Consider the following 17,521-nt stretch of genomic DNA (forward strand, 5'->3'; position numbering starts at 1 on the left):
AGGAGGCAACTCCTCCTTACTTTTCTATATTTATTCTATATTCGCTAGCAGGTTCCCTATGCAGTCAGTTCAAGGTACAAATGCTATGACAGCACCAGAAGCCAGCCTTCCGAGCAGCAAAAAAGTGTTCATGAAATGGTCACTTTTAGGCACAGTCGGCATCATCAATGGCTACGCAACAATCCTTATGTATTCTCGCGGTGAGATTGCGTTTGCACTACTTACGCTCATTCTTACCGCTTTAGCGTTGTTCATCTTTGGTAGTAAAAAGACGTACGCACACCGTTACATCTACCCTGGTATAGCAGGGATGATCCTTTTCATTCTTTTTCCTTTGGCGTACACCATAGGTTTGGCGTTTACCAACTATAGCGCGAAGAACCAACTCTCTTTTGATCGCGCTCAGAACGTACTTTTGGACCGAACTTACCAAAGTGGTGATAGCTACCCGTTCACTTTGTATAAAACGGAGCAAGGCCATCAACTTGTGGTTGAAAAAGATGGTGAGCTACTTGCAAGCCCGACTTTTCAGCTTGATAACCTTTCAGCATCGGAGTTTGATCTTTCACCAATTGAAGAAGTGACGGGTGAAAAAGAATCAATCAAGGCGATTGTTAAGAACCGCAGTGCGTTGAGCAGTGTCGATTTACATTTGCCAAGCGGTGATGATATCCGTATGAGTGGGCTGCGCAAATTTGCTGCAGTTGTGCCTTTGTACACATTACAAGAAGATGGTGAAACGCTTTACAACAACCGGACTGAAGAAACGCTACGTCCAAATATGGAAGTAGGTTACTACCAGCCTGTCGATGAAAACGGTCAATTTGTTGGCAGCACAGTGTCACCAGGTTTCGTGGTGAACATTGGTACCCACAACTTTGAGCGTGTTTGGAAAGATGATGGTATCAAAGAGCCGTTTATCAGTATCTTTATCTGGACCATTGTTTTCTCTGCGCTAACCGTATTGTTTACGCTTGTTATTGGTCTTGTCCTTGCCAGTGTGGTTCAGTGGGAAGCACTTAAAGGTCGCTCAGTTTACCGTTTGTTGCTAATCCTGCCTTATGCAGTTCCGGCGTTTATTTCTATCTTGATCTTTAAAGGTTTGTTTAACCAAAGCTTTGGTGAGATCAACATGTTGTTGGAAGGCTTATTCGGCATTAGCCCGGCTTGGTTCTCTGATCCGTTCATGGCGAAAACCATGATCTTAATTGTTAATACTTGGCTTGGTTTCCCTTACATGATGATTTTGTGTATGGGCTTACTAAAAGCGATTCCAGACGATTTATATGAAGCATCAGCCATTGATGGTGCGAACTTTGTCACGAACTTCACACGTATCACACTACCAATGATGTTGAAGCCGTTAACACCATTGTTGATCGCGAGTTTTGCATTTAACTTCAACAACTTCGTACTTATCCAGTTGTTGACTGGCGGTGGTCCAAACATGATTGGTACATCAGAGCCTGCGGGTTACACCGACCTGCTAGTAAGTTACACCTACCGAATCGCATTCGAAGGTGCTGGTGGTCAAGACTTCGGTCTAGCAAGTGCAGTAGCAACGCTTATCTTCCTATTGGTTGGCGCATTGGCACTTATCAACCTACGCGTAACTAAAGTAGCTCAGGACTAAGGAGAAATTACAATGGCAATGGTACAAGGTAAGTCATTAAAGTATCGTGTTTGGGCTACTCATATTGCAATGTGGGCATTCTTGGCACTGATTATTTTCCCTTTGCTGATGATCATCGCGATTTCATTCCGTGAAGGTAACTTTGCAACGGGTAGCCTGATCCCAGACAACCCAACACTTGATCACTGGAAATTGGCATTAGGTTTCTCGGTGACTAATCCAGACGGTACAGTTACACCGCCACCATTCCCAGTAATGACATGGCTGTGGAACTCTGTAAAAGTGGGTGGTATTTCTGCAATCCTAATCGTGGCGCTATCAACCACATCGGCTTACGCGTTTGCTCGTATGAAGTTCAAAGGTAAGAACACCATTCTTAAAGCGATGATGATCTTCCAGATGTTCCCTGCGGTGTTGGCACTGGTTGCTCTGTACGCGTTGTTCGACAAACTGGGTCAGTACATTCCTTTCCTTGGCCTGAACACGCATGGCGGTCTGATCTTCGCTTACTTAGGTGGTATCGCACTGCACGTTTGGACCATTAAAGGCTACTTCGAAAGTATTGACTCGTCTCTAGAAGAAGCGGCGGCTCTTGATGGTGCTACACCATGGCAAGCATTCCGTTTGGTATTGCTGCCACTGTCTGTGCCAATCCTAGCGGTAGTCTTCATCTTGTCGTTCATCATGGTAATTGGTGAAGTTCCTGTAGCGTCACTACTGCTTTCTGATGTAGACTCGTACACACTTGCAGTGGGTATGCAGCAATACCTATATCCACAAAACTACTTGTGGGGTGACTTTGCCGCAGCTGCTGTACTTTCAGCAGTGCCAATCACTGCCGTATTCTTACTTGCGCAGCGCTGGTTGGTTGGTGGTCTAACCGCTGGTGGTGTGAAAGGATAATCTCTTGTGGTCTGAGATTGATAAGAATAACTAGAAAAGGGCGACCACATGGTCGCCCTTATACTTAGCACGGATATTACAATTTTGGTTTGGCCGCCGATCAGTAATATCTTGGCTTTTATTGGCGTTACGCATAGCTGGCTGTTAGCTTAGTTCCTTACGATTCAATCACTAACAGTTTTTGTAACCATAACCTGAGTTTAGACTCAGGTTTTTTTATGCCTGTTAAAGGCAATTTTGCAATAAGTAGATAGAGATTAGCGGCTTTGCAATGGATTACACAGGGCTTGAATAATGCCCTGCGTAGCACTTCACATAAATAACTAGAGCTTAGTAAAAAGCTAAATTGAGGTAGGGAAGGAAGAGATTAAAACTCTCGGCTGGAAGGTGCGCATCCAACGTATTGAAGCAGCGTGTACAAACTTTCTTGCTGCAGTGCGACGCGACGAAATAGATTAGCAAAGGTAACGTCGCCGCCAAAGCAAGTTTGAATGTAATGATTAATTTCTGTTTCGTTATACCCCTCGACGTACATGGTTCTCACCCACTGGTACTCGACCGCTTTTAAATTGGTCAACGTCTCTTCACTTAAGGTCGTTTCTTTTAGTCTCAAGATCCAAACTCTATCCAACTCTAAAATAATGGATGGATTTAAGCAAAGCTAGGTGAAGGATTTATGACAGAGAAGGGCGAGCGTGAAACAAATGGCAAAACCATGATGTAGCTCCACACTCTGGGTCTAGGTAACGTTGAGGTACTTAATAGCGTTCTTAACGGATGCCAGTTACTTGAGATATTTAACGTGTGCTTCCATTTCTTCCCCAATCTCTTTACGCATGTTCATAAGACGGATAGCGGATTGCTCTAAGGCTTTGTCTTCATCTGACTCTGGAATCCATTTCGGTACATCGGTTGGTTTTCCGTTTTCATCTACAGCAACCATGATAACGATACAGTGAGTGGTGAGTCTGTTTTTCATTTGCTTTGGATCACTGGCTTGCACGTCAATCGCAATGTGCATTGAGCTTCGTCCGGTATAAATGACTTTCGCGCTAACTTCGACTAAGTTGCCGACATGAATCGGCGCAACAAACCGAATGCCGCCAGCATATGCGGTAATGCAATATTTACCACTCCACGCTGCAGAGCAGGCGTACGCTGCCAAGTCGATCCATTTCATTACGGCGCCGCCGTGCACTTTTCCGCCAAAATTTACGTCGCTGGGTTCTGCTAAAAAGCGAAGGGTAATGTCTCTTTGACCACTGCTCATCTGTCTTTCCTTGATGGGTTATTGTTTTCCCAATTTAGCAGCAAGATGAATTTTCGGGAATAGCGAATGAAACAAAATTTTAACTTTTATTCGAACGCTGGAAGTGACAAGCCACAGCGTAGTTCTGTGGCTTGGGGTGTAGATGTTAATTGGCGGTAGAGGCAATCTCAGAATTGGATAATGGTTTTCTCTGTCTTACTTTTACTTGCGACAGGATAACGCCAGAGATGACTAACAACCCACCAATAATGTGGTAAGCGTAAATTTTCTCACCAATTAGTGTTGAAGCAAGTATGACGGAAACCACAGGCATTAGGTTCATGAACATAGCACTTGAATCAGCACCAATTGAATCAATCGCTTTTACCCACATCAGCGGCGCGAAAATGGAAGCAGCAATACCAGCATAAGCGATTAACGGCAGCGCATCTTGGCTTGGTAACAGTTGCTCACTAGAGAGCCAAAGTGGTGTGAGCATCAAAACAGAAAAGAAGCCCTGCATGTAAACCAGAGTCAGACTACTGAATGGCATTTTCCAGCGTTTTAGCAGAACACAATAAGCCGCGTATACCATGGCAGCAACGAGCATTAAGCTGTCACCTTGCGTTAAGTCTTGATGTAAAAAGTAAGTGATATCACCGTGACCAAGCATAAATGCCAAGCCGCCGAGCGAAATGACACCACCGACGATACTTAACATTGATATAGATTTACCGAGCAATGGGACACTTAAAAACACACTGATCAAAGGAACTAAAGAGGTGATCAGGGCCATATTAGAGGCCGTTGTTGTTAAACCGGCATAGTATCCAAGTGACTGGTTGAGAACCATACCAAGTAACGCAAGAAACGCCAACTTAGCTAAGTGAGGTCGAATAATGTGTCGTTGTTTGATGATTGCAGGCAGGCAAAATGGCGTTAGGAGTACCATTGCGACAAACCAACGGTAGAAACTCATCGCACTTGGTTCAATGGCGCTCGCAGCCATCTTGTTCACAATTGAGTTACCACCCCAAATCATAACGGTGAAAAACGGAAGTAAATAAATCATGAGAACCCTATAGCACAATTATTGATGGCGCTAGTCTGGCAGGTCTTTATAATAAAAAGTATCTCTTAAAAGACATCGTAAGCGATAGGAAGACAATTTTGAAAAAGAGCGCCAGAAATCTTCACCCCTCCTTATCAATCGATCGTGCGCCATCAGATGTATTTATGAATTTCGAAGCGTTTCTCTCTAATACAGAAACACGAATTCATAGCCACCCTTGGGGGCAAGTGCAACTGATCAGCGGTGGGATTCTGGAGATGGATGCAGAAGACACAAGATTTCTAGCACCTCCACATCTTGCTATTTGGGTTCCCGCCGGAATTCGTCACACTAGCTACAACCGTAAGCCAATCGAATATTGTTCTTTGAATATTGCCCCTGAATTGACGGCGCATTTTCCAACTAAAACGAGCTTGATCAAAGTGACTCCAATCGTGTCATCTATTATTGAGGACTTTCGTCAGCGAGACATTAACGTGGCGCAAACTGATGAAGACAAGCGCTTGGTACAAGTGTTATTGGACCAGCTTGCAAAGCAAGAAGTCGAACATCACTTTTTACCGACTACCGACAATAAGTATCTTGAACCGATTTTAAAAGCAGTAGAAGAATCGCCGACGGATGAGATCAGTTTGGCGGAGTGGGCGGCAAAAGTGCATACCACAGAACGCACGTTAGCGAGACATTGCCAGAGTGAGTTAGGAATGAGCTTTACTGAGTGGCGCTTACGTGTGCGATATTTACATTCTATGGAGTTGCTGCGTAAAGGGCAGACCGTAAAAGAAGTCGCTCTGACGTTAGGTTATAACCAAGCTAGCCCTTTTATCGCGATGTTCAAGAAATACTCCGGCATGACACCGGAGCAATACAAGAATCGATTGTTGTAAAAGTGTAGAGTCTATTTTAAAAAAATTGACAATGCGCTGTATGATGACCGACTCGAAAAGCTGATGGTATTGGAAAGACCTACGTCTATCTTGTGTCAGATTGAGTCAGAATTATAACCTTGAGAATTCGCTTTATTATCATTGCTTTACAACATGCCTGTAAGATTCTTTAGATGATACAATGTGCTAAAGTGACAAAAAACTCAATTGACACCGCTTAGATTTAAGTATTGATTGTTATTAGTTTCTTCAGCCGCCAATTTGTCCCTACTTTTCAAGGAAGTAGAGTTGTACTGTGCAACTATAACTCTTCTACCCTCAATCGTGAGTTCCAATGTGGGTGACCATATATTCTGATCGCGATGCGTCACAATAATCACGGTCGAGTTCAATGTTTGAATATGTTGAGCAATACTTTTTTCGGTTGCTTCGTCTAATGCTGCCGTCGCTTCGTCGAAAATGAGGATTGGCGCCTTTTTAATGAGAGCTCGCGCAATTGCAACTCTCTGTCTTTCACCTCCTGACAACCCTGAGCCTCTTTGTCCTACTGTTTGATGTATTCCTTTAGGAGATGAGTCAATAAGTTTGTCCAATTGTGCGTGTCTTGCAAAGCTCTCAACTTCATAATCACTTGCATTGGGATTACCTAACCGAATGTTATCCGCCAATGTGCCAGTAAAAATGACCGGTTCCTGAGCAACATAGGCTATATGCTGGGTGAGCACGTCATAAGGGATATTCTTTAGATCTATCCCTCCGAGCGAAATAAGACCTTGGTCAGGATCATCAAACCTTAGAAACAGGCCCAGTAAAGTGCTTTTCCCACTGCCACTGACTCCATTGATGACGACGGTATCACCTTGTTTGATCTCCGTGCTAGCATCTTCAAAGAGATCTAAATGGCCCACAAGGTTCAGTTCGAACTTATGGTTTTTGGGGGAGGTTGCAAATTGAGGATTAGGCTCAGGCAGAACAGGGACATTCGTTAACTGAGCGTAATTTTTAATTGAGGATTTTACGTCGTTAATCGCAAAGCCTGCCAACGCGAGTTCACCCAAAGGTGCAGCTGCACGGGTAATCAATATCAATAAAGCCAAGGCTAATAAGGGTTGAGTAATCGGCTCTAAGACGAGATAGATGGCGATACCTGCAAGGGGTAAAATCGTTGCCAATCCTGATACTAAGGTTGCGATAGAAGCGTTACGATTAATAGTTGAATGAGCTTCTTCTTGTGCGTGCCAACTCTGTTCAATACGCTCGATTGAGCGCTCAGGCCCCGCTGTTGAGCGAAGTAACTCAAGGTGATCTATGAGCTCAAGTGTTGATTTAGTCGCTTGAAGCTCTGCGTCATGTCGGTCGCTATCTGAGCGACTTAGGTATCTTTGCGCCTTGTACTGAACGAGCAGTGCAACTAGTAACAATACGGCACTGAGTAGTGCAATTTCACCTCCTCCAACGACCCCAATACCGATAATTAAAAATATGGGTAACATTGGAGCGTGCAAAAATGTTTGTAGCTGATGAGCAGGAATGGCCATAAAGCCAGGTATTCCTCGTTCTGCTAGTTGAGTGAGCTGAGTTCTATGCTGATCATTAAACCAAGCTAACTTTGCTTTACTGAGCGAATGACCTACTGATGAATAAAGATCCCCAGCCAGTTTCGCACCAGAGAGAAATCCAGAACGAGTTACAATAACGGTAACTATCACAGTTAGAACAGCAGCTATTATGACGTTCAATGGTGAAGCTTGTTCGACAATAGATATTGCAAGAAATGTGTAAGCCGTTGCCTCAAATAATGCAACTAGTCCCCAACCTATAGCGACTCGATATAGACGGTGCTTTGCACTTTGTGGAATTGTCGAATTGGAATAGAGGGTATTGTGAGCCGTCATACTTCTTCATCCTGTCGTTGAGCCTTTCTGTTGAGCATCAATGTAGTGTCTGCAAGTTTCGCGAGTTCTGAGTCGTGAGTAATTATGATCAATATCTTGTCTTGTGCTTTAGCAAACTTCGCGAGATTTCTGATCACAGTGAAGGCCGTATTTTTATCGAGAGCACTGGTTGGTTCATCCAGTAATAGAACGTTGGCTTGAGTTAGAAATGTGTTAGCTATTGCGACACGTTGTTGCTCGCCTCCTGAAAGCACGCTTGCATCAGAATTGAGGTCAATCTTTAATTGAGCTTGTTGCAAAGCTTGGTTCAGCTCGTCGTCACTTGAACTTGGCGTTGATAGTTTCAAATTCTGCCTAATGGTAGTTTTGAGTACACCGATATCTTGGGGCACATAGCGTATGGCGGAGTATCGGGATATCTCAGAGAGTTTAGACAGTTGATTGCCTCCTAAGGTAACGAAGCCTGAAAGAGGTGTTTCTTGACCTGCTAATAGACGTAGTAACGTACTTTTGCCTGCTCCGCTAGGCCCCATGATGGCTGTAAATGAACCCCGTGGGAAGTAGTGGGAGAAGTTATCAATAATATTAACAGTTCCATTAGCCACTACGATATTTGATGCTTGTAGTGATAGCGGTTTTTCTCCCGCGCTCAAACTGCCACTTTCTATTTGTGGTTGCTGTAAAAAGTCGCTGATGTTCTTTGCAGCATTCTTTCCTGCGTTAACGTAGTCCAATCCATGGCCAAGCTTCAGTGCGGGTGATACGACGGCCAAACCAAAAAAGAATAGCGACGCCATTGCCACGGGACTTAATTCATAGCCAATGGTATAGGCCATTGCGAAAGTCGAAACCGCTTGAAGTAATGCGGTAGCAATTGCTGCTGGAAGGGCAACGCTACCAACCCATTTCACTATGCCGTGAGTAAAGCGTCTTGTGGCATCATTATAGCTGTCGAGTGCTCCTGCTTGCGTGCCGTAAATTCGATTTACTCGGATACCTCTTGTGTAGTCGTTTACTGCGGTAACGATATCACCCATTATTGTCATGCGCTCTTTGCCATGTTTAGCGGCGAACCTAGGTAAAAAGAGTAGGTAGTACAATGATGCAATTAGACCAGGGAGCAGAGTAAGCATCGCTACCGGACCTGTGAGATTCAACATGATAAAAATAGAAGTTGCGGGAACGACAATGAATGTCACGAGTTCTGAAGGCAAATGCGCAACCATGTGGTGAAGCGTGCTGATGTCTTCGGAAACTATGCGACGCAGTTGATTATCACCATATTGAGAGATGGTCTTGCTTGGCAAGCGCGTCAAGTGCTGAGCAACTTGGCGACGTAATCGAGTGGAAAACTGCGACTCGGCATCATGAACTAACCACGAGCCCACTGATGAGGCAAGTGCGCTAGCCGCCCAAAGTCCTATGGCACCGTAAATCCATTGGTTTGCAAATTTATCGATAAGGTTTATCAAGCATAGCAGTGCACCAACTTTTGCCACAGCGGCAAGTGCTTCACAAAACGTTCCCAAAGCAAGCTTCTTAATCGATGGCTTTAAGGCTGGCATTAAGCTAGGCGTAACGTAATGTTGGCTGATTTTACTTATCATATTGTCACCTTATCTAGCCTATCAAGCGAAAATAAGGAGAACGTGGTAGAGCATATTGAGCTCTTATCGTTTTTCATATAAAGCCTATGGAAGTGGACGTTGATGGATTATGTTTTGAATTAACTTTGGCCGTAGGTGTTGCGAGCTCTTTGTCTGCTTGAATGTTGAAGATGAGTACTTCCTTTGATTTGTTGTGAATTTTCATGAACAGCCAAATGGGAGTAAGTCCCCCTTAGAAGGCAGGCTAAAGGGGAGGTGGAGGGATTAGAAATCCGCAGTAGCTGACAGCATCACTGTACGTGGTGCGCCAAGAGCTAGGTCCGCATAGTGGGTGGTTGTCCAGTAATCTTCATCCAGTACATTGTTTACGCTAAGGCGCCAAACCACGCTTGTTTCAGCAATTTTTGAGTTGTAGCGTGCGCCAAGATCAAGAATAGTCTGTGCAGGTAATGCCTGAGTGTTTTGTGCATCAATGTACTGTTCAGACATATAGTTCGCTTGGCCGATAAGCGTGAGATCACGCATCGCAGGGAGGTTCCATTCTAATGCGAGTTTAGCTTGTAAATCGGGTAGCTTAGTTGCTTGTTTCCCCTCCTCTGTCACATCTGTTGCTTTTGTAATCTCTGCATCTGTATAGGCGATACCACCGATGAGCGTATAGTCCTTTGATAGTGTGCCGTAGAACCCCCATTCAATACCGCGATTGCGCTGTTCACCACCGAAAGAAAAAATGTTGGTATCCGGATCTTGGTACCCATTTGGCTTTTTAATCTCAAATAAACTGAACGTATGAGCAAAGCCGTCCAGGTCAAGCTTCACGCCTGCTTCAGTCTGTTTGGTTTTTTGGGGTTCAAAAGCCTCTCCTGCGTTTGCGGCGCTAGAGCCTGCTGTTTTCCCATTCGTTAAGCCTTCGGTGTAGTTACCATAAAGCGAAACTGAGCTCGAAACTTTGTATAATGCTGCAAGTGCGGGAGTGTAAGTACTTTCCTTAAACTTGGTGGTAGGAAGCGACATTCCGTTCATTATTATTCCAGATTCATAATCAATGCTCTGGTAACGCAAGCCGAGCGTGATTTGATATTTCCCATCAACAAAAGATAACGTATCGGCAATGCCATAGCTGACCTGAGTTGAATCGACAGGTAAACCATAGTAGTTGTCGTAAACTGAATTTTCTGGTCCCCAAACAGGATCATAAATATTCGAGTTCCAAGGGGCTGGATTATTATTACCTGTTGGAGAATCATTTTTATCTTCTCTAAAGTAAGTACTATTCAGTACAAGGTGGTGTTCTACTGGGCCAATGTCAAAGTTGCTACGAACACCTATCTCACCTGAAGTTCGTTTGTTCTCAAGCTTAACTGATCCGAGAGATACCTCTAGGTTACCCTCGTTATCGATGATTTTGATTCGTTGCGGTACATTTGAATGAAAATCTGTACGGCTACCACCCAATGCGCTGTATACAGTTACAGAGTCACTAACGTTTAGCTCCCCGCGAATCATCATCCCTTTATCTTCGCTATCATTGTAGGCCCAACTTGGCGTCAATAATGTGTCAGATGGAGGAGGTGATGGGATTTTGAGACCAGAAGCGATGCTTAACCCACGGTTTGCACCTTCAACTCGCTCTGTACTGTAGTAAAAATCTGCTTCAAGGAAAGCAATGTCATTACGCCAATCAAGGCTTAATGATGCAAGTTGAGTTTTTTTGCTTTGGTTGTTTATCGCGGTGTCTCCATCTTTAAATGCACCGTTGAAACGAATACCAAATTCTTCATTTGTACCAAAGCGACGTCCAATATCGATATGTCCTCCGAATTGAGTGTCCGATAAGTAGCTGCCGGTGAAAGATGTGATTGGTGTTTCTTGTGCTCTTTTTGTCACTAAGTTGATGGTGCCACCAACAGATCCATTCGGTGGCATACCGTTGAGCAAAGAAGCAGGACCTTTAAGTACATCAATACGTTGATACATTTCAGGAGAGGTTCGGTAATAAGGAGCGATACCATACAATCCATTAAACATAACGTCGCTAATGTCTGAGTTGAAACCTCTTACTTTGAAACTTTCTTTGTTTAAGCCGGTTTCACCGCTGGTGAAAACAGAGGGATCAGAAGCTGAGATTACATCTGAGATATCGCGTGCTTGTTGGTCTTGAATGTGTTTTTCTGTGTATCCAATCGTATTGAAAGGCGTTTCCATGAAGTTTTTGTCGCCAAGCATTCCCATATTACTCGCGTGAGAAACTTTGCCAGCGGCATAAACTCTGTTTGCTTCACCATAAACTGTCATTGATTCATCTACGACTTCTTCAGCTTGAGCGATACTAATTGGTACGACAAAAGTACTAAATTGAAGTGAAATAAAGAGGGCGATATGACACGGGCTTGGTTTGTTTTTCTGTGAAGAGTCCATCGCTATCTGATGATAGTCATGAGTCATTATAGATTCCTTTTCTTTGTTTGGGCTAGCTCACATCCGTTCTGACGTCGGTTGAGTGTTGAATTACTTAAGATCCAACTCATTGTTATTAGATTTAGCTTTGGTAACCTTTTAGGATGTCATCAATTATGATTTTCAGAGATGTGATGCTTGCTGAAGTGATGTACCAAGCATCGGCATCAACAAAAACGACGTTGTCGTTTTTCCATGCTTTGGTTTGACGGAGTAGCGGGTTTGCTAAGTGTTCCGCATCAATGACAGGCTTTCCTTCCATTACTGCTGTTCGATCAATGATGTAAAGAATGTCTGGATCAGCTTGGCTAATGAACTCGCTAGAAATTGGCTGACCATGCAAACCTGTCTCCACTTTTTCACTCGCTGCTTTTACCCCCAGAACATCGAAAACGAAGCCATAACGAGACTCAACGCCAAATGAGCTGAAAGCACCATTGTTATGCATGACAACCAAAGCTTTTTCTGAACGCTCTTTCGTAACAGCGCGCACTTCTGCGACTTTTGCATCGATTTCGGCAACTTTCTGTTGGGCTAGCTCCTGCTTTTCAAAGATCTCACCAAGCTCTACAAGGTGTTTCTTAATGGTATCGACGTGATGGTCACGACTATTACGGTAGCTGATGTCAAAATGTAAAGTCGGAGCGAGTTGAGAGAGTTCTTCATACTGATTAGCATGTAGCGGAGTCATCAATACGAGATCTGGTTTTAGGGCATAGATCTTTTCCATATTAGGCTGAACTATCGCGCCAAGATCCGCTATCTCAGGTGTGTCTTTGTATTTCGCTAGAAAGTGAGGAACAAAGTCTTTCACCATTCCTGAGATTGGAACATTTAGCTGATCTAAAAAGTCCACTTCGTTCATATCTAATGCTGCCACTCGTTGAGGGCGATGAGAAATAGTAGTTGCTCCGAGATTGTGTTCAATCACGATGAGCTTTTCTAATGGCTGAGTATCTTCAATTTTAGTTATTTCCGGCTCGCAACCTGATAAGGTTCCTAGAGCGCAGCAAGCAAGCGCGATACTCAAACGTAGGGGGCTCTTAAACATGGGGTATTTCCTTTTTGTCAGTGAGTTGTCTTTAAACAGGCGAGTAACAGTTTTCATATTTGGCTTCTTGCTCTTATCGTGATGGCTAGGAAATATCCCCCACAAAGGACATTCACCAAAATAGAGACGGTGGTTTTAAAGTTAAATAAGTGCTCTACCAGAAGTTGACCAGACAAGAACATGACAATTGCAATAGCACAAGCAACGAGCAATGTGTGTCTGTAGTTCGGTGCGCTAGTAACGGAATAAGCAATATTGGCAATAAAAATTCCCATAAAAGCCGTTGGGCCAATCAAGCTCGTCGAAATTGCTACCAAAATGGCGATTACAGCAAAGAACTTTGGTACATATTGCTTATCATTTAGTCCTAATGACATCGCTTGGTCTCGACCTAGACCTATCACATCTAGCTCGCGTGACCATCTGTTAGCAAAGAGTGCCAAAACACTTAACGCAATACTGGAAAAAAGTAACGTAGAAGGTTTCGCTCGCTCAAACGAGGTATAGCTGAGCCCTTGAAGGATAGAGAATTCTCCAGGGCTTATTCTGAGCTGGATAAATTGAGCAAGAGTTGTCAGCACCATTGTCAATACAAAGCCAATCAGCAGAACTTGGTGCATGTCATGTTTAAATCTATTGAGTACCCAAGATTGAATCGCTAAGGAATACAACAGAATGAGTATTGCAGAGACAGCGAAATTACCGACAACGCCTAATGTAGCAATGCCAGAAGTGCCCGCTAGTAATAAGAGTAGGGTTTGCCAAACCAGATAAACCGACTCATATCCCATAATGGATGGCGTAAGAATACGATTACCAGCTAAAGCTTGGAAAATAACAGCAGAGATGGCCACGCAGCTGCCCCCAATAACTATGGCACCAAGTTTAATCAGCCTCTTGGGGATGACGTAATCAAAATCCCACCCAGAGTTTGTAAAGATAAAGGCGATAGACAGTATGCAAACGAGTATAATGCTCACTAGCATGTTTGAGTAATGTGATCTCATACTCGTGCTCCTTTCAAAAGAAACACAAGAAACATGACTCCCCCGATAGCACTGGCTGTTAATCCCATTGGGACTTCAAAAGGAAAGGCAACAACTCTGCCTATGACATCGCAAAAAATAAGTAACGAAGCGCCGCCTAGTGCAACGATTGGTAGGGTGTTTTTAAGGTGATCGCCATATTTTAGTGCGACTAGGTTAGGTATGACTAAACCGATAAAATGAATGGCACCTACGGTCACCACTGTTATAGCAACTGTCACGGAAACTAGCATTAGACCCAAGGCGGCAGTGAACGCAATATTAATTCCTAAGTTGGACGCAACATCTTCGCCCATTCCCATCACAGTAAACTTATGTGCATATAAGTAAGTCAGTAGGGTGATGGGTAAAATCAAGAAAATTATTTCATAGTGTTCTTGGACCACTTTGGAGAAATCTCCCATTAACCAACCGGACATACTCTGTAAGATGTTGTTTTGATAAGCATAAAACTCCGCTATAGCACTTAGTACACTACCAAACATAAGCCCAATCACAGGTATTAACGCAGAGTTACTGAATTTAATTTTTCGTACGATGGCAATGTAGATAAGGCCAGCGGCGAAGCAAAATAGTACGGCGAAGAGCATACGTTCAAGCTTGTCTGAGGATGGAAGCATGACGATAGATACCAAAATACCGAGCTTTGCCGCATCGATACCGCCTGTGGTGCCCGGCTCAACAAAACGATTTCTAACAATATGTTGAAGAATAACACCACATATTGCGAGACCAGATCCGGTAAGAATTAGTGCGATTAGCCTTGGTAATCTGCTAGCAGTAATCGGTAGCCAAGCTTTGTCATCCATGGTCAGCAATAACGACCAATCTAGTTGGTTTGCGCCGACGAAAATTGAAGTTAAGCACAGTATAAAAAACAGGCTTACTACGTGAATACTCATACAGAATCTGCCCCAAAATAAAATGAGTTTCTCTTAACTTATGACTTGGGGATGGAATACGAATAATGAATATCTATTCGCATATAGGTTCTAAATTCCAACAAAACATAACCAAGTTATTTTTTATAAACATTAAGGTCACAATCCAGCCCTCAAAGTATCACTAGGCCATACCTAAAAATTCAACGTGCTGATTTGGCTTTAAAACTGGATTAACTAGCAAAAGAAAAGTGCCGCTTTCAATGCAAAGAGAAATAGGTTCTCGATTTAAAATGCAAATGATAATTATTTTCATTATATCTTTGTTTTTTCGGTTAAGCAATGAGGTTCATATATGTTTCTCTAAAAAGATCAATCGCGTATAAAAAACAAGGCAATGGCTAATGCATGTGCTTTTGGGTAAGTGATTAAAAAATAAAGCCAAAGAGCATTAAGCTTTCTTATTGTTTAAGGATGTTTTTCGCTTCAGAAGCTCGTTGGTTGAGGTTTGATTTAAATGGTATGACGATAGTTTGTTCAGGAAGAGGAGTTAGTAGTGACGATGATGTCTAGATGTCGTTTGTATTTTAGGATTTATTAGATACCGCATTAAAATAGCGTCATAAAGTCGTGATGCTTCGCATCTTCAGTGTTAGCGATGTTAATGCGGTAATTTCTAATAAACTAGCGGATTAATGTCTCAACTTGCTTTTGGAGCAAAGTAAAGCTGATTCACAATTCAAAGACATCGTCAGTTGCTTTATTGTTAACCTGTGTTATTCGAGCTTACTTAGTACGTAATTCAAACCACCCACCACGGCTGCAACCTGTGCATCGTTACATTCTTCGTCGGTCACCGTTGGGCTGTCTGGGTACACTTCCGTTGTCGTGCCGTAAACGCAATTTGTTACGCCGCCACACAGGCCCAGTTTTACCATTGGGTAGTTGATAACGCCAAACTGTACGACGGGTGAACCGATGATTTCGCCGTTTTCATCTGCTGGTGCAATGTGAGTCACTTTTGCAACTGACTCAATGACCGCTTTTTGGAAGTCAGGCTGAGGGTTTTCACTATCTCCCACCGTGTAAAAGCCATCTGGGATCATACCTTCAATGTACTCAATACCATCACGAGCAGCTAAGGCTGGACGGAACTCAGTTTCGTCAGAATCTGTCGTTTCATGTAGATCAATGTGCATTAACACATCGCCTAAAGTTGCAACGAGCTTCATGAGGTTAGCGGACTCTTCGGCAGGGCTATCCTTATAGAAAGAGCGGTTTGGATCAATCGCGTTTGGATTCCAGCGGTTGATCACCTCGTAACCCCAAGGGCTTACGCAGGGTGCAACGACAATATTGAAATGCTCTGCATAGCGCTCTGCTTCTGTTTCTACAAACTTTAATGCGCCATGTACACCGCTGGTTTCGTAACCGTGCACGCCGCCTGTGACCAACACAGCAGGTTTAGTTGAATCCCAATTGCGTGTTTTGATACAAAACAGAGGGAAGCGTGCCTCGTTGTATGAGAGCGCACCATATTGTTCAACATCAAAACGCTCGCGTAGGGCATCGATTTTACTGACGACTTCATCTTGGTAGCTACGTTTTACTTCTTGCGTTGCTAACCAAGCTTTACGTTCTTCTTCGTTCCAAGGTTGGCCAGGAGTACCGATCGGGTAAATGTATCCACTTTTCATCTATACTTTTTCTTTTGACTGCTGAAAGGTATCACAAGACTAGACCTGTCTTATCTTTACGGCAATATAAAACACCATTTGGGGTGGTATTCTTTGCAAAATCATCACTTTGATGAGTGATTCATTGGTGTTACATTTTGTTACTTACTCAATTTCATATAAGAGACAAAAAATGGCTGGAGCAAGTTTACTCACACTGTTGGACGATATTGCCACGGTGCTTGATGATGTCGCCTTAATGTCAAAAATGGCGGCAAAGAAAACCGCAGGTGTATTGGGAGATGATCTAGCGTTAAACGCTCAACAAGTGTCTGGTGTTGCATCTGAGCGAGAGATTCCAGTGGTTTGGGCGGTTGCAAAAGGCTCATTCAAAAATAAATTGATTTTAGTTCCTTCAGCTTTACTTATTAGCGCGATTATTCCATGGCTTATTATGCCATTATTGCTAATTGGCGGCTTATTTCTCTGCTTTGAAGGGGCAGAGAAAGTACTTGAGAAAGTGTTTCCTCACTCGCATCCGCACGAAGAAAAAGAGGAGCTAGTTAATACTGGAGAGTCGATAGAAGAGTATGAAAAGCGTAAAGTTTCTGGTGCGATTCGAACAGACTTTATCCTTTCAGCAGAGATCATCGTGATTGCGTTAGGTACCGTGACAGGAGCCAGTCTTGTTACGCAAATTTTAGTTGTCAGTTTAATTGCAGTGATTATGACGGTTGGAGTTTATGGACTAGTCGCTGGGATTGTGAAGCTAGATGATTTAGGCCTTTACCTTGAAAGTCGCTCAAACGGTAAAGGTTGGGTAGCGAAAGTCGGAGGGGCCTTGGTCGCTTTTGCACCAAAGTTGATGAAGTTGTTAACCATTGTAGGAACTGCTGCGATGTTTTTGGTGGGTGGAGGAATTGTGGTGCACAACGTGCCAGCCATTCATCACTTTGTAGAGCCGATTATTATGAACTTTAGTGGTCATTCGGTTGCTACAGCCATTTTGCCTATTTTACTGAACGGTATTATCGGCTTTGTGGCGGGGTTGGTTGTGGTTGCGGTATGGACGATGGTTGAAAAGCTTCGTGGTCAATAATCACATCTAAAACATGAGACGATAATAACAAGGGTCATGACTTCTTTTTACAAAAAGCATGACCC

The 17,521-nt window shown here is 43.4% G+C and carries 14 protein-coding genes; 4 read left to right on the forward strand and 10 right to left on the reverse strand.

The window, feature by feature from the left end; genetic code table 11:
• The first annotated feature begins 58 nt into the window (after positions 1-58).
• Both malF and malG read left to right on the forward strand, forming a co-directional pair.
• Positions 59-1,633 (forward strand): maltose ABC transporter permease MalF, encoded by a 1,575-nt coding sequence (malF, locus tag R7E51_RS05050; protein WP_005375273.1) that lies wholly within the window; start codon positions 59-61, stop codon positions 1,631-1,633.
• 12 nt (positions 1,634-1,645) lie between these two features.
• Positions 1,646-2,536, forward strand: coding sequence for a maltose ABC transporter permease MalG (gene malG / locus R7E51_RS05055; RefSeq protein WP_005375275.1), 891 nt, complete (start codon positions 1,646-1,648; stop codon positions 2,534-2,536).
• 367 nt (positions 2,537-2,903) lie between these two features.
• Here the strand turns inward: malG and R7E51_RS05060 are convergent, their stop codons facing one another.
• The 3 genes from R7E51_RS05060 to R7E51_RS05070 all read right to left on the reverse strand — a co-directional run bounded on the left by R7E51_RS05060 (position 2,904) and on the right by R7E51_RS05070 (position 4,857).
• The gene (locus tag R7E51_RS05060) at positions 2,904-3,149 is read right to left on the reverse strand and encodes a hypothetical protein (RefSeq protein ID WP_005375277.1); all 246 of its coding nucleotides are present in this window, start codon (positions 3,147-3,149) and stop codon (positions 2,904-2,906) included.
• Between the two features lie 171 nt (positions 3,150-3,320).
• Entirely contained in the window at positions 3,321-3,806 is a 486-nt protein-coding gene (locus R7E51_RS05065) for an acyl-CoA thioesterase (RefSeq protein ID WP_005375279.1), read from the reverse strand.
• A gap of 145 nt (positions 3,807-3,951) precedes the next feature.
• Positions 3,952-4,857 (reverse strand): DMT family transporter, encoded by a 906-nt coding sequence (locus tag R7E51_RS05070; RefSeq protein WP_172563905.1) that lies wholly within the window; start codon positions 4,855-4,857, stop codon positions 3,952-3,954.
• Between the two features lie 98 nt (positions 4,858-4,955).
• Here R7E51_RS05070 and R7E51_RS05075 point away from each other — a divergent pair, with 98 nt between their 5' ends.
• Entirely contained in the window at positions 4,956-5,744 is a 789-nt protein-coding gene (locus R7E51_RS05075; RefSeq protein ID WP_005385013.1) for an AraC family transcriptional regulator, read from the forward strand.
• Positions 5,745-5,947: 203 nt separating this feature from the next.
• Here R7E51_RS05075 and R7E51_RS05080 read toward each other — a convergent pair whose 3' ends face one another.
• The 7 genes from R7E51_RS05080 to R7E51_RS05110 form a co-directional block, all read right to left on the reverse strand.
• Positions 5,948-7,639, reverse strand: a complete 1,692-nt coding sequence (locus tag R7E51_RS05080) for an ATP-binding cassette domain-containing protein (RefSeq protein WP_017821247.1) — start codon at positions 7,637-7,639, stop codon at positions 5,948-5,950.
• Entirely contained in the window at positions 7,636-9,246 is a 1,611-nt protein-coding gene (locus R7E51_RS05085; protein ID WP_206957819.1) for an ATP-binding cassette domain-containing protein, read from the reverse strand. The genes R7E51_RS05080 and R7E51_RS05085 overlap by 4 nt, the downstream gene beginning before the upstream one ends.
• A gap of 264 nt (positions 9,247-9,510) precedes the next feature.
• On the reverse strand, positions 9,511-11,691 hold the full coding sequence (locus tag R7E51_RS05090; protein WP_005375288.1) for a TonB-dependent receptor: 2,181 nt from the start codon (positions 11,689-11,691) through the stop codon (positions 9,511-9,513).
• Positions 11,692-11,785: 94 nt separating this feature from the next.
• Positions 11,786-12,754 carry a siderophore ABC transporter substrate-binding protein gene (locus tag R7E51_RS05095; protein WP_017821246.1) on the reverse strand — a complete coding sequence of 323 codons (969 nt, stop codon included), beginning with the start codon at positions 12,752-12,754 and terminating at the stop codon, positions 11,786-11,788.
• Between the two features lie 53 nt (positions 12,755-12,807).
• Entirely contained in the window at positions 12,808-13,761 is a 954-nt protein-coding gene (locus R7E51_RS05100) for an iron chelate uptake ABC transporter family permease subunit (RefSeq protein WP_017821245.1), read from the reverse strand.
• Positions 13,758-14,702 carry an ABC transporter permease gene (locus R7E51_RS05105; protein WP_017821244.1) on the reverse strand — a complete coding sequence of 315 codons (945 nt, stop codon included), beginning with the start codon at positions 14,700-14,702 and terminating at the stop codon, positions 13,758-13,760. The genes R7E51_RS05100 and R7E51_RS05105 overlap by 4 nt, the downstream gene beginning before the upstream one ends.
• Before the next feature lie 755 nt (positions 14,703-15,457).
• A complete protein-coding gene (locus tag R7E51_RS05110; protein ID WP_017821243.1) occupies positions 15,458-16,378 on the reverse strand; it encodes a M14 family metallopeptidase in 921 nt (306 codons plus the stop codon).
• A gap of 172 nt (positions 16,379-16,550) precedes the next feature.
• Between R7E51_RS05110 and R7E51_RS05115 the strand changes: the two genes are divergently transcribed.
• Positions 16,551-17,456, forward strand: a complete 906-nt coding sequence (locus tag R7E51_RS05115) for a DUF808 domain-containing protein (protein WP_017821242.1) — start codon at positions 16,551-16,553, stop codon at positions 17,454-17,456.
• Positions 17,457-17,521 lie beyond the last annotated feature (65 nt).

This window comes from Vibrio sp. Vb1166, from assembly GCF_033338695.1.
In the GTDB taxonomy this organism is placed as follows: Bacteria; Pseudomonadota; Gammaproteobacteria; order Enterobacterales; family Vibrionaceae; genus Vibrio; species Vibrio alginolyticus.